Raw genomic sequence first — 12843 nt, 5'->3', positions numbered from 1 at the left:
CGTCACGAACGCAGAGGACTAGAGCATGAGCGACAACAGCCTGCGTCTGGTGTGGGTCTACCCGGACCTGCTCAGCACGTACGGAGACCAGGGCAACGCCCTGGTGGTGGAGCGCCGGGCGCGCCAGCGCGGCCTGGACGTGCAGCGCGTGGACGTGCGCAGCGACCAGCCGATCCCCACCTCGGGCGACATCTACCTGATCGGCGGCGGTGAGGACCGGCCGCAGCGGCTCGCCGCGGAGCGCCTGGTGCGCGACGGCGGTCTGGAGCGGGCCGTCTCGAACGGGGCGATCGTCTTCTCGGTCTGCGCCGGGTACCAGATCCTCGGCAACGAGTTCGTCAACGACATGGGCGAGCGGCAGCAGGGCCTCGGCCTGCTGGACGTCGTGACCGTGCGCGGCGAGGGCGAGCGCTGCGTCGGGGACGTCCTCGGCGACATCGACCCGCGGCTGGGCCTGCCCCAGCTGACGGGGTTCGAGAACCACCAGGGCGTCACCCACCTCGGCCCCACGGCCCGCCCGTTCGCCCGGGTGACCATGGGCCGCGGCAACGGCACCGGCGACGGCACCGAGGGCGCGTACAACGACACCGTCTTCGGCACCTACATGCACGGCCCCGTGATGGCGCGCAACCCGCACATCGCGGACCTGCTGCTGAAGCTGGCCCTCGACGTGAACGCGCTGCCGGCCATAGACGACCGGTGGTACGAGGCGCTGCGCGCCGAGCGCATCGCCACGGCGACGCAGCCCGCCTAGTGCTCCGCGGGGCCGCTCATCGGGGCGGCCCCGAGCCCATGTGTTCGGCCCGGATTCCCTTGGGGGGACCGGGCCGATGTGGTTTCGCACGGGGGCGGCGACCAGCATGTGGAGGATGGTTCAGTCCACTGCTCCGGCGCTTGTAGGGTGACGTTAGTTCCCACCGGACGACGTGGTCCGGTCCTCGGCCCACGTTGCAAAGGTCTCTTCCTGCCATGCGCATTGGTGTGCTCACCTCCGGTGGCGACTGCCCCGGCCTCAACGCCGTCATCCGCTCCGTCGTGCACCGCGCCGTCGTCGACCACGGCGATGAGGTGATCGGCTTCCTCGACGGCTGGAAGGGCCTGCTGGAGGCGGACTACCGCAAGCTCGACCTGGATGCCGTCGGCGGCATCCTGGCCCGCGGCGGCACCATCCTCGGCTCCTCGCGGGTCCAGCCCGCGCACCTGCTGGACGGGGTGGAGCGCGCCCGCGGCCACGTCGCGGACCTCGGTCTCGACGCGATCATCCCGATCGGTGGCGAGGGCACGCTGAAGGCCGCCCACCTGCTCTCCGAGGCGGGCCTGCCGATCGTCGGCGTCCCCAAGACCATCGACAACGACATCGCGTCCACCGACGTCACCTTCGGCTTCGACACCGCCGTCGGGGTCGCCACCGAGGCGCTGGACCGGCTGAAGACCACCGCCGAGTCCCACCAGCGCGTGATGGTCGTCGAGGTCATGGGCCGCCACACCGGCTGGATCGCCCTGCACTCGGGCATGGCGGCCGGGGCGCACGCCATCGTGGTTCCGGAGCGTCCCTTCGACATCGACGAACTGACGGCGATCGTGGGTGAGCGCTTCTCCGCGGGCAAGCGGTTCGCGATCGTGGTGGTCGCCGAGGGCGCGAAGCCCCGGGCCGGCTCCATGGCCTTCCAGGAGGGCGGCACCGACGTGTACGGGCACGAGCGGTTCGCCGGCATCGGCAACCTGCTCGCCGTGGAGCTGGAGGCCCGCCTCGGCAAGGAGGCCCGCCCGGTGATCCTGGGCCACGTGCAGCGCGGCGGCACGCCGACCGCGTACGACCGGGTGCTCGCGACCCGCTTCGGCTGGCATGCCGTGGAGGCGGCGCACCGCGGCCAGTTCGGCATGCTGACGGCGCTGCGCGGCACGGACATCACCATGGTGCCGCTCGGCGATGCGGTGCAGACCCTCAAGACGGTCCCCCCGGAGCGGTACGCCGAGGCGCAGAACGTCCTGTGACATCCCGGGCGTAACGGCGGCCCCCGGGCGCGGGTGTGTCCGGGGGCGGCATTACTGTGGTGGGGCGCCACAGTCAAGGGAGTGAACAGATGGACCACAGCGGGCACGGCATGGACATGGACATGGACCTGCCGCCCTTCACTCTCGGGCGCGGGCTGGAGTTCTCCTTCGACGCCTTCTTCCTGTTCGGCTCACTGCTGGGCCTGGCCCTGTACGGGTGGGGCGTGCTGCGGCTGCGGCGGCGCGGGGACTCCTGGCCGCCGGGCCGGACCATCGCGTTCACCTTCGGTGTGCTGACCGTGGTCCTGGTGATGTGCACCAAGCTGAACGACTACGGCATGGTCATGTTCAGTGTGCACATGGTCCAGCACATGGTGATCAGCATGATCACCCCGATCCTGCTGCTGCTGGGCGCGCCGATGACGCTGGCGCTGCGCGCGCTGCCGCCCGCCGCCCGCGGCACCAAGGGGCCGCGTGAACTGCTCCTGATGCTGCTGCACAGCCGGTACATGCGGATCGTGACGCATCCGGCCTTCACCATCCCGATGTTCATCGCCAGCCTGTACGCGCTGTACTTCACCCCGCTCTTCGACTTCCTGATGGAGAGCCGCACCGGGCACATCGCGATGATGGTGCACTTCCTCGCCGTGGGCCTGGTCTTCTTCTGGCCGATCATGGGCATCGACCCGGGCCCGCACCGGCCGGGCTACGTGATGCGGATGCTGGAGCTCTTCGCCGGGATGCCCTTCCACGCCTTCTTCGGCATCGCGCTGATGATGGCGAGCGAACCGATGATCAAGACGTACGCGCACCCGCCCGCCTCGCTGGGCATCGATCCGCTGCTGGACCAGCAGTGGGGCGGCGGCATCGCATGGGCCTTCAGCGAGATCCCCTCGGTACTGGTGCTGATCGCGCTGGTCTACCAGTGGTACCACTCCGAGCAGCGGGCGGCGAAGCGCTCCGACCGGGCCGCGGACCGGGACGGCGACCAGGAGCTGGCGGCGTACAACTCGTATCTGGCCTCGCTCCAGGCGCGTGGCCAGTAGCGCAGGACGGCCTCGGCGCGCGACCATGGGGCATGACCGGATCTGTTAAGGCGATGGCTGTCATGACCTTCGCCGCTCTGGTGGCCGTCGCCGCGTACTCCGTGGTCCTCGGCAGCAACGGCTGGCTGTGGTTCGGCTGGGTGGTGCTGGGGCTGCTGACCGCCGGGATGGCCGCATCCCGCAGCGTATGAGCGGTACGGCGCGCGCTGCATGATCAGGACGGCGTGTGATCAAGGCGGTCCCCGGGCTGCCTAAGCAGGACTGACTGTCCGTACGATGACCGTGACAACGGGACATCGACGGGAGCGGCCTGGTGTTCTACCACTTGCTCAAGCACGTGTTGCTCGGTCCACTGCTGAGGCTGCTGTTCCGGCCGCGGATCGAGGGTCTGGAGAACATTCCGGCGGAGGGGGCCGCGATCGTCGCGGGCAACCACCTGTCGTTCTCCGACCACTTCCTGATGCCCGCGATCCTCAAGCGGCGGATCACCTTCCTCGCCAAGGCCGAGTACTTCACCGGCCCGGGGGTCAAGGGGCGGCTCACCGCCGCCTTCTTCCGCAGCGCCGGGCAGATCCCCGTGGACCGCTCCGGCAAGGACGCGGGGAAGGCGGCCCTGCGGGAGGGCCTCGGGGTCCTGGCGAAGGACGAGCTGCTGGGCATCTATCCCGAGGGCACCCGCTCGCACGACGGACGGCTCTACAAGGGCAAGGTGGGGGTGGCCGCCATGGCGCTGGGGGCGGGGGTGCCCGTCATCCCCTGCGCGATGGTGGGCACGTTCGAGATCCAGCCGCCCGGGCAGAAGATACCGAAGATCCGGCGGGTGACGATCCGCTTCGGCGAGCCGATGGACTTCTCCCGGTACGCGGGGATGGAGAACGAGCGGACCGTCCTGCGGGCCGTCACCGACGAGATCATGTACGCCGTCCTCGGCCTGTCCGGCCAGGAGTACGTGGACCGGTACGCGGCCGAGGTCAAGGCCGAGGCGGAGGCCGAACGGAAGAAGGCCCGGCGCACCGCGCGCTGAGCCTTCCCCGTCCGAGGGCCCGGCCGGTCGTCCGGCCGGGCCCTTGCCGGTGCTAGCGGACGGCCGGGAGCTCCTCACGGGCCGGGAGGTCCGAGGCGGGAGCCTGCCGGAGGGACTTCGCGGCGGCCGGAGCCGGAGCCACCGGGGTCGCGTGCGGGCCGCACGTGACGTCCTTGGCGTCGACCTTGCCGGTCAGCAGATAGGTGTCCACCCGGGTGTTGATGCAGGGGTTCACCAGGCTGGTGACACCGTGCGAACCGGCGTTCTGCTCCGTGATCAGGCGGGATCCGCCGAGGCGGCGGTGGAGCGAGACGGCGCCCTCGTACGGGGTGGCCGCGTCACGCTCGGACTGCACGATCAGCACCGGCGGCAGGCCCTGCCGGGCACCCGCGCCGACCTTGATCGGGGTGCTCTGCTTGGACTTCCAGGTCGCGCAGGGCAGGTTCATCCAGGCGTTGGACCAGGTCAGGAACGGGTACTTCTGGTGCAGCTTGGTGTTGTCCCGGTCCCACGTGGCCCAGTTGGTCGGCCACTTGGCGTCGGCGCACTCGACCGCGGTGTAGACGGCGTTGCCGTTCTCCGAGGCCGCGTTGCCGGCGGTGTCCGACAGGTCCGGGGCGATGGCGTCGACCAGCGCCTGCTCGTCGCCGGCCTCGTACGCGGCCCAGGTCTGGGCCACGGGCACCCAGGAGGAGTCGTAGTACGGGGCGCCCTGGAAGAAGCCGATGAGCTCGGCCGGGCCGACGACCCCGCCGAGCGGGTTGGCCTTGGCCTTGGCGCGCAGCTTCTGGTAGCGGGCCTCGACCTGGGCACGCGTGGTGCCGAGGTGGAAGGAGGCGTCGTTCTTGGCGACCCAGTCCTGCCAGTCGTTCCAGCGGGTCTGGAAGGCCACGTCCTGGCCCAGGTTGGCCTCGTACCAGATGTTGTCCTGGTCGGGGTCGACCACGGAGTCGACGATCATGCGGCGCACGTGGGACGGGAACAGGGTCGCGTAGACCCCGCCGAGGTAGGTGCCGTAGGAGACGCCGAGGTAGTTCAGCTTCTTCTCGCCGAGGGCGGCCCGGATGACGTCCAGGTCGCGCGCGGTGTTCGGCGTGGTCATGTGCGGCAGCATCTCGCCGCTGCGCTCCTTGCAGCCGTCCGCGTACTCGGCGGCGAGCTTGCGCTGGGCGCGCTTGTCCGCCTCGCCCGAGGGGACGGGGTCGGCCTTGGGGGCCTTGACGAACTCCTGCGGGTCGATGCAGGAGATCGGCGCCGAGTGGCCGACGCCGCGCGGGTCGAAGCCCACGAAGTCGTACGCCTTGGAGGTGGTGACCCACAGCGGGCTCTTGGTGGTGACCCGGCGCGGGAAGCGCATGCCGGAACCGCCCGGGCCGCCCGGGTTGTAGACGAGCGCGCCCTGGCGCTCCTCCTTCGTCCCGGTGCTGGCGATGCGGTCGACGGCGAGCTCGATGGTCTTGCCGAAGGGCTTGGTGTAGTCGAGCGGGACCTTGACCCACCCGCACTGGATCGGCTTCTCGAAGCCCCAGTCCGCGGGGCAGTCCTTCCAGTCGATGCCGGCGCGCGCGGCGCGGGCGGCGGCGATCTGCGCGCCCACCGCCTCCGCGGCGCCGTTGTCGCGGCCGGCCGAGGCCGCGCCGGCGGGCGGCGCCAGCAGCAGGCCCGCCGCGAGTGCTCCGGTGATGAGGGTGGCGGCGCTGCCCAGCGTCGCGGTGCGTATCACGTGGTGGTTCCCCCTGCGTCAGATGCCGCCGTGGGCGGCCTGGTTGGGTCGGTTTCGGTCAACGGCGTGCAAGGGGATCTTTGTCGCTCGGCCGTGCCGGGGAACAGAGCGCGGCCGTGTTCTTTGCCAACCCGATAATCGGGAGCAGGTGTACCGCTGAGCGGTACCGGTCACCAGCCGTACCTTTCCAGGGCCGCATCCAGCAGGTCCCGCAGCCTCAGGGCGTCCGGTGCCAGGGCCGCGACGAGCACGGCCGGGCCGGCCAGCGGGGTCACCGCGGCGAACTCTCCCAGCACGGCGGCGGCCGGGGGCGCAGCCGCGAAGGCCGGGTCCACGACGAGGAGCTGACCGAGCGCGCGGTGCCCGGCGAGTCCGGCCGGGCCGTCCCAGCCGCCGGGCGCACCCGGGCCGCAGGCCAGCTCCTGGTCGAGCAGCGGGCGGCCGGCCCGGGTGACGGTGAGCCGGCTGCGCAGCAGGCCCGGCGACTCGCCGAAGCGGCCCAGGACCTGCTCCTCGCGCAGCAGCAGCCGCGCGGTGGGCGCCAGTTCGGCCCGGGTGTGCATCCGCAGGTCGCTGCCGCGCACGGAGACCAGCGGTTCGGGCAGCCAGCGCACCGAGGCCCGGTCCGCCACGGTCAGCCGCACGTCGTAGCGTGCGGGTTCGCCGCCGCGGCCGGGCAGCGCCAGGGTCGCCGCCGCCGAGCCGAGGGCGAGGCGGGCCCCGGGCCCGGCGGTGGCCTCGACGCCGAGGTGGTCCCCGCCGAGCGGGGCGCTCATCGCGCCGACCAGCAGCACCTCCGCCTCGGCTCCCCCCTCGCCCCGGGTGCGGCGCAGCGCGAGCGGTCCCTCGCCGGCGAGCAGCGGCAGGGCCGTACCGCCGCGCCCGTCGGCGACGGCGTGGATCCGGGCGGTGGCCCGCAGGCCGGCCGCCGGGACGGCCGGGGCGGCGCCGGTCACCGCAGGGCCCAAGCGGCGATCTGCTCGCGCACCCAGGCGGCGACCGGGGCGACGCCCTCCGGGGTGCGCAGCGACTGGAAGACGACGGGGAGTCCACCCCGCTGCTCGGCCGCGTCGCGGGCCATCCGGTCCAGGTCGGAGCCGACGTACGGGGCGAGGTCGGTCTTGTTGACGACGAGGAGGTCGGCGGTGGTGACCCCGGGTCCGCCCTTGCGCGGGATGTCGTCCCCGCCGGCCACGTCGATGACGAAGACCTGGGCGTCGGCCAGGCCCCGGGAGAAGGTGGCGGTGAGGTTGTCCCCGCCCGATTCGACGAGGATCAGGTCGAGCCGGCCGGTCTCGCTGAAGGCTTCCTCCAGTTCCTCCACGGCCTCCAGGTTGGCGGAGATGTCGTCGCGGATGGCGGTGTGCGGGCAGGCTCCGGTCTCCACGGCGGTGATCCGCTCGGGCGGCAGCACGGCCTCCCGGAGCAGGAACTCGGCGTCCTCGCGGGTGTAGATGTCGTTGGTGACGACGGCCATGGAGAACTCGCCGCGCAGGGCGCGGCAGAGGGCGGCGACCGTGGCGGTCTTGCCGGAACCGACCGGTCCGCCGAGTCCGATGCGCAGGGCGCGCCGGGAGCCGTCGGCGCGCAGCGGCGCGGCGCTGCGGGTGTGCCGGCGGGGGTAGGTGACGGCGTGGTCCAGGTGCATGGCGGTGGTTCTCCTCGGGGTGGTCGGGGCGGCCCGGTGGGGGGTGGTCAGGAGGCGAAGAGGCGTACCGGCCAGTCGGCATGGGCCTCCGCCGCGATGTCCAGCAGGGGCGAGGAGGCCGCGGGCAGGGCGTCCGGGCCCTCGGTGCGGGCGCGCAGGGCGGCCTGCTCCGCCTGCGCGGCGACGGAGTCCAGATCCGGGGCGAGGCGGGCCAGTACCCCGCTGGCCTCGAAGGGGTCGAGGCCCAGCAGACGTACGGTCGCGGTCGCCGGGCCGCCGACCGCCTCGTACGCCGCGACGTGGGCGGCGTCGCGCGGTCCGAGCCCGGCGGCGCGGGCGGTGACGCCGAGTACCACGGGCTGGTGGGCGCCGCGCGGGAAGGCGGCGGCGAGTTCGTCCAGGGCGGCGGCGGGCCAGGTGGCCCGGGCGGCCCGCAGGAGCTGGCGGCCCAGCCGGCGCGCGGCGGTGCGCAGGGCCGCCGAGGGGGTGCGGGCGTCGGCGGCGGCGTCGAGCAGTGCCGGGTCGAGGCCGAGGGCCCCGGCGGCGGCGAGCCCCGCGGCGGTGAGGCCGGCGGTGTGCAGGCGGCCCCGGCAGAACTCCTCCAGGGTGGCGGCGTCGTGGATCCGGCCCGCCTTGCAGGCGGCCTCGGCCCCGCCGGAGTGCGCATGGCCCCCGGCGGGGAAGCGGCCGTCCGCGAGGACGAGGAGCGCGGCGAGGCTCATCGTGGGCGGCTCCCCATCAGAAGAGGAAGTATCTCTGTGCCATGGGCAGTTCGGCTGCGGGGGCCGGTTCGACCGCTTCCCCGTCGATGGTGACGGTGAAGGTGTCGGCGTCGACCTCCACCCTCGGCATGGCGTCGTTGCCCCGCATGTCCGCCTTGCCGACCGTGCGGGTGCTCTCGATCGCCACGAACTGCTTGCCGAGGCCCAGCCGTTCGGGCAGGGCGTCGTCGAGTGCGGCCTGCGCGGTGAAGTTCAGCGAGTTGAGGGCGGGGGCGCTGCCGCGGCTGCCGAACATCGGCCGGGGCAGCACGGGCTGCGGGGTGGGGATGGAGGCGTTGGCGTCGCCCATCTGTGCGTAGGCGATCTGGCCGCCCTTGAGGACCAAGTGGGGCCTGACCCCGAAGAAGGCCGGGTCCCACAGCACGAGGTCGGCGAGTTTGCCGGTCTCGACGGAGCCGATCTCGCGGGCGAGGCCCTGGGCCACGGCGGGGTTGATCGTGTACTTGGCGACGTAGCGGCGGGCCCGGTGGTTGTCGGCGGGGCCGTCGCCGGGCAGGAACCCGCGGCGCCGCTTCATCACGTGGGCGGTCTGCCAGGTGCGCAGGACCACTTCGCCGACCCGGCCCATGGCCTGGGAGTCGGACGAGATGATGGAGATCGCGCCGAGGTCGTGCAGGACGTCCTCGGCGGCGATGGTCGAGGGCCGGATGCGGGACTCGGCGAAGGCGAGGTCCTCGGGGACGGCCGGGTTCAGGTGGTGGCAAACCATCAGCATGTCGAGGTGCTCCTCGACGGTGTTGACGGTGTGCGGCCGGGTGGGGTTGGTGGAGCTGGGCAGGATGTTCGGCTCGGAGACCACGGTGATGATGTCGGGTGCGTGCCCGCCGCCCGCTCCCTCGGTGTGGTACGAGTGGATGGTGCGCCCGCCGATCGCGGCGAGGGTGTCGCCGACGAACCCGGCCTCGTTCAGGGTGTCGGTGTGGATGGCGGCCTGGACGCCGGTCTCCTCGCACACGCTCAGGCAGGCGTCGATGACGGCCGGGGTGGAGCCCCAGTCCTCGTGCAGCTTGAACCCCAGCGCTCCGCCTCGCAGTTGGGAGTGCATGCCCTCGCGGGACATGGTGTTGCCCTTGCCGAGCAGGCCGATGTTGACGGGGTAGGCCTCCAGGGCGGCGAACATCCGGGCCAGGTGCCAGGGGCCGGGGGTGACGGTGGTGGCCTTGCTGCCCTCGGCGGGACCGGTACCGCCGCCGACCAGGGTGGTGATCCCGGAGGCCAGGGCCTCCTCGATGACGGTCGGGGAGATGAAGTGCACGTGGGCGTCGACGGCGCCGGCGGTGACGATCTTCCCGTTGCCCGCGATGACCTCCGTCTCCGGCCCGATGACGAGGGCGGGGTCGACCCCGTCCATCGTGTCGGGGTTGCCGGCCTTGCCGAGGCCGCAGATCCGGCCGTCGCGGATGCCGAGGTCGGCCTTGACCACGCCCCAGTGGTCCAGGACGACGACCCCGGTGATCACGGTGTCGGCGGCGCCCTCGGCACGGGTGGTGCGGGCCTGGCCCATGGACTCGCGGATGACCTTGCCGCCGCCGAAGACCGCCTCGTCGCCGGAGCGGCCGGGGCCGCCGCTGAGGTCGCGTTCGATCTCGACGAACAGGTCGGTGTCGGCCAGCCGGATCCGGTCACCGGCCGTCGGCCCGAAGAGGCCGGCGTACTCCCGGCGGGAGAGCTCAGCCATCGAGCGGCCCCCCGGTCTCCCCGCGCAGTCCGGGAACGGTGCGCGCACCGGCCAGCGGTACGAGTTCCACGGCGACCGGGATGCCGGGCTCGAAGCGGACGGCGGTGCCGGCGGCGACGTTGAGCCGCAGTCCGCGGGCGGCGGCGCGGTCGAAGTCGAGGCCGGGGTTGGCCTCGGCGAAGTGGTAGTGCGAGCCGACCTGTACGGGGCGGTCGGCGCGGTTGAGGACGGTGAGGCGGGTGACGGGGCGGCCCTCGTTGAGCAGCACCGGCCCGTCCCCGAGGACGGTCTCGCCGGGGATCATCCGGGTACCCCTCTTCAGACGATCGGGTCGTGGACGGTGACGAGCTTGGTCCCGTCCGGGAAGGTGGCCTCGACCTGGACGTCGTGCAGCATCTCGGGGATCCCCTCCATGACCTCCGCGCGGTGCAGGACGGTGCGCCCGGAGGCCATCAGCTCGGCCACGGTGCGTCCGTCGCGGGCGCCTTCGAGGATGTGGGAGGTGATGAGGGCGACCGCTTCGGGGTGGTTGAGGCGGACTCCCCGAGCCCGGCGTCGGGCGGCCACGTCGGCGGCCACGTGAATGAGCAGTCGCTCCTGCTCGTGAGGTGTCAGGTGCACTCGAATCCACCAGCTTCCGGGACAAGATCACGTCGTGCCGGGGCGACCTTACCGGCCGTCAACACTTTGTTGACCTGTGCATATCCGTGCCAAGCATCTCTTGCCCAACCCGGTGCAATGCTTTCCGTCCCGACCACCACCGCTTTACCGGATCATGGGTGATCATTGGCGGAGGAACGTGGCCGCCACGCTAAGGGCTTCGCTTTTCCGTCGCGTTAACGCACGTTTCGAGAAGGCACCCGGTTCGCCGTACGGGCCCCGCGATCCGGCTCCCGTATACGGCACCGACCGCTCCGCGCAGCCCCACGAGGAGACACGTGTTCCACCACCCCGTCCGGCACGTCACCTTCGATGCACTCGACCCCTACCGGGTCGCCGTGTTCTGGTCCGCGGTCACCGGCTTCCCCCTCCACCCGGACGACAAGGAGGGCGACGACGAGGTGCTGCTGGCGCCGGGTCCGGAGCAACCGGGCGTCCCGGGGCTGCTGTTCGTGCGGGTCCCGGACGCCAAGACGGTCAAGAACCGGGTCCACCTGGACATCCAGCCGTCCGCCGGCACCCGGGACGAAACCGTCGCCCGCCTGGTGGAGCTCGGTGCGCGGCTCGTGGACGACCGCCGCGACCCGGACGGCGTCCTGGGCTGGGTCGTCCTCGCCGACCCGGAGGGCAACGAGCTGTGCATCGAGCGCAGCGCCGGGGAGCGCGGGGCCGGCTGAGGGCCCCGGCCCCGGGGGGGGCGCGGGGGCGGGGCCGTACGACGGGGAGACCAGGGCCCGGCGCGGGTGGTTCAGCCGCCGGCGACGGCGCTGTGCGCAGCGGCCGCGACGGTCCAGGGCATGGCGATCCACACCGTCTTGCCACCGTCCTCGGTGGGGCTGACCGAGAGCCGGCCGCCCGCTTCCGCGGCGAGCCAGCGGATGATGACCATGCCCCGGCCGTTGTCCTGCTGCACTGCCGCGGGGAGCCTCTTGGGCCAGCGCGGGTGGCTGTCGGTGACCCCGACGCGCAGCCACTCGCCGCGTTCCAGGCGGAGGTCGACGGTGAAGGTGGGCGACTGGCCGAAGGTGTGCTGGACGGCGTTGGTGGCGAGTTCGGAGACGATCAGCCGGATACTGTCCGCCGTGTCGGTGTCATCGGGAAGGCCCCATGCGCCCAGCACCTCCGCGACGTAGCGGCGGGCGGCGGCGACCGAGGCCGGATCGCTCGGCAGAGTGACGGATGCTTCCTGGTGATCTGCCATGGCGACGGTCCCTTTCCCACCGGGGCCGAGCGGCCCCGGATCTGTGCTGGACGCCAGAGTGCCACCCATCCTGCCGAGGTTTCTGCCGTTCCCCCAAGATATGCATATATCTGTCCCCCAATGCGGTGAACTCTGCTACGGAAGAACGTATTTGGACGGCAAACTGGTGCGAGCTGTGCCGGTGGAAGGAGGCGGGTGTGCAGCACGGTCCCGCGGTGCGCCGACGCAAGCTCGGCGAGGAACTGCGCGCCCTGCGCGACCGGTCCGGACTCACCAGTGGTGAGGCGGCCCGGATCGTGGGGTGGCACCAGTCGAAGGTCAGCCGCATCGAGACGGGGCGCAGCGGCGTCAAGCCGGAGGACATCCGGCTGCTCCTGGACGCCTACGGGGAGTGCGTCAGCGCCCAGCAGCGGGCGCTGCTGGAAGCCCTGTCTGCCTCGGCGGCGGGCCCCTCGGCAAGCGCCGACGCGGGGCGGGGCCGCCAGTGGTGGCACGACTACCGGGGGCTGCTGCCCCAGGAGTACCGGGACTTCATCAGCCTGGAGGCCGGAGCCCGCTCGGCCCGCACGGTGGAGCTCTCCGTGGTGCCGGGGCTGTTGCAGACCCCCGGGTACGCGCGGGCGGTGACGCGGGCCGCGCTGGGGGGCCTGCCCGAGCCGAAGGTGGACGCGCTGGTCGAGGTACGGCTGGCACGTCAGGCGGTGCTGCGGGCCGATCCCCCGCTGGAGCTGAGCGCGGTGCTGGACGAGGCGGTGCTGCGGCGGCAGATCGGGGGGCCGGGGGTGATGGCTGAGCAGCTGCGGCACCTCGTACAGGTGGGGCGGCTGCCCCAAGTGCGGCTCCAGGTACTGCCGTTCAGCGTGGGGGGCCATCTCGGCCTCACCGGGCCGTTCGTCATCTTCTCATTTCCGAACATCGCCGATCTGGATGTGGTGGTACTCGACCATTTGACGAGTAGCCTCTATCTGGAGCGGAAGGAAGACCTAGAGGCGTACAGCGCCGCGTTCCGCACCATCCAGGCGCACGCCCTCCCGCCCCAGGACTCGTCGGAACTCATCAGCGCCCTCGCTGACGACGCGTAAGGAG

15 protein-coding genes are annotated in these 12843 nt (G+C 72.2%); 7 read left to right on the top strand and 8 right to left on the bottom strand.

Annotated features, from left to right (window positions below; all coding sequences use genetic code 11):
- Positions 1–25: 25 nt before the first annotated feature.
- The 5 genes from ACLJTM_RS06340 (at position 26) to ACLJTM_RS06320 (ending at position 4065) form a co-directional block, all read left to right on the top strand.
- Positions 26–754, top strand: coding sequence for a type 1 glutamine amidotransferase (locus ACLJTM_RS06340; protein ID WP_411102403.1), 729 nt, complete (start codon positions 26–28; stop codon positions 752–754).
- Between the two features lie 215 nt (positions 755–969).
- Positions 970–1995 carry a 6-phosphofructokinase gene (locus ACLJTM_RS06335; RefSeq protein WP_411102402.1) on the top strand — a complete coding sequence of 342 codons (1026 nt, stop codon included), beginning with the start codon at positions 970–972 and terminating at the stop codon, positions 1993–1995.
- A gap of 89 nt (positions 1996–2084) precedes the next feature.
- The gene (locus ACLJTM_RS06330) at positions 2085–3041 is read left to right on the top strand and encodes a cytochrome c oxidase assembly protein (protein ID WP_411102401.1); all 957 of its coding nucleotides are present in this window, start codon (positions 2085–2087) and stop codon (positions 3039–3041) included.
- A gap of 32 nt (positions 3042–3073) precedes the next feature.
- A complete protein-coding gene (locus tag ACLJTM_RS06325) occupies positions 3074–3232 on the top strand; it encodes a hypothetical protein (RefSeq protein ID WP_411102400.1) in 159 nt (52 codons plus the stop codon).
- A gap of 122 nt (positions 3233–3354) precedes the next feature.
- A complete protein-coding gene (locus tag ACLJTM_RS06320; RefSeq protein WP_411102399.1) occupies positions 3355–4065 on the top strand; it encodes a lysophospholipid acyltransferase family protein in 711 nt (236 codons plus the stop codon).
- Between the two features lie 52 nt (positions 4066–4117).
- On the opposite strand, the gene ACLJTM_RS06315 is transcribed toward ACLJTM_RS06320, so the two are convergent.
- The 7 genes from ACLJTM_RS06315 to ACLJTM_RS06285 all read right to left on the bottom strand — a co-directional run bounded on the left by ACLJTM_RS06315 (position 4118) and on the right by ACLJTM_RS06285 (position 10517).
- Positions 4118–5788: an alpha/beta hydrolase gene (locus ACLJTM_RS06315; protein ID WP_411102398.1), complete on the bottom strand. Its 1671-nt coding sequence runs from the start codon at positions 5786–5788 to the stop codon at positions 4118–4120.
- A 170-nt stretch (positions 5789–5958) separates the two neighbouring features.
- Complete coding sequence (locus tag ACLJTM_RS06310) at positions 5959–6756, bottom strand: urease accessory protein UreD (protein WP_411102397.1); 798 nt, start codon at positions 6754–6756, stop codon at positions 5959–5961.
- Positions 6741–7436: an urease accessory protein UreG gene (ureG, locus tag ACLJTM_RS06305; RefSeq protein ID WP_411102396.1), complete on the bottom strand. Its 696-nt coding sequence runs from the start codon at positions 7434–7436 to the stop codon at positions 6741–6743. The genes ACLJTM_RS06310 and ureG overlap by 16 nt, the downstream gene beginning before the upstream one ends.
- A gap of 47 nt (positions 7437–7483) precedes the next feature.
- A complete protein-coding gene (locus ACLJTM_RS06300; protein ID WP_411102395.1) occupies positions 7484–8158 on the bottom strand; it encodes an urease accessory protein UreF in 675 nt (224 codons plus the stop codon).
- 16 nt (positions 8159–8174) lie between these two features.
- Complete coding sequence (locus tag ACLJTM_RS06295) at positions 8175–9896, bottom strand: urease subunit alpha (RefSeq protein ID WP_411102394.1); 1722 nt, start codon at positions 9894–9896, stop codon at positions 8175–8177.
- Positions 9889–10200 carry an urease subunit beta gene (locus ACLJTM_RS06290; RefSeq protein ID WP_411102393.1) on the bottom strand — a complete coding sequence of 104 codons (312 nt, stop codon included), beginning with the start codon at positions 10198–10200 and terminating at the stop codon, positions 9889–9891. The genes ACLJTM_RS06295 and ACLJTM_RS06290 overlap by 8 nt, the downstream gene beginning before the upstream one ends.
- Before the next feature lie 14 nt (positions 10201–10214).
- Entirely contained in the window at positions 10215–10517 is a 303-nt protein-coding gene (locus tag ACLJTM_RS06285) for an urease subunit gamma (RefSeq protein WP_411102392.1), read from the bottom strand.
- 317 nt (positions 10518–10834) lie between these two features.
- Here ACLJTM_RS06285 and ACLJTM_RS06280 point away from each other — a divergent pair, with 317 nt between their 5' ends.
- A complete protein-coding gene (locus tag ACLJTM_RS06280; RefSeq protein ID WP_411102391.1) occupies positions 10835–11233 on the top strand; it encodes a VOC family protein in 399 nt (132 codons plus the stop codon).
- A 71-nt stretch (positions 11234–11304) separates the two neighbouring features.
- On the opposite strand, the gene ACLJTM_RS06275 is transcribed toward ACLJTM_RS06280, so the two are convergent.
- Positions 11305–11757, bottom strand: a complete 453-nt coding sequence (locus ACLJTM_RS06275) for an ATP-binding protein (protein ID WP_411102390.1) — start codon at positions 11755–11757, stop codon at positions 11305–11307.
- Positions 11758–11954: 197 nt separating this feature from the next.
- On the opposite strand from ACLJTM_RS06275, the gene ACLJTM_RS06270 reads away from it, so the two are divergent.
- A complete protein-coding gene (locus ACLJTM_RS06270; protein WP_411102389.1) occupies positions 11955–12839 on the top strand; it encodes a helix-turn-helix domain-containing protein in 885 nt (294 codons plus the stop codon).
- Positions 12840–12843 lie beyond the last annotated feature (4 nt).

The organism is Streptomyces sp. cmx-4-9 (assembly GCF_046548835.1).
Taxonomy (GTDB): domain Bacteria; phylum Actinomycetota; class Actinomycetes; order Streptomycetales; family Streptomycetaceae; genus Streptomyces.
This window is presented reverse-complemented; position numbering and strand designations above follow the sequence as displayed.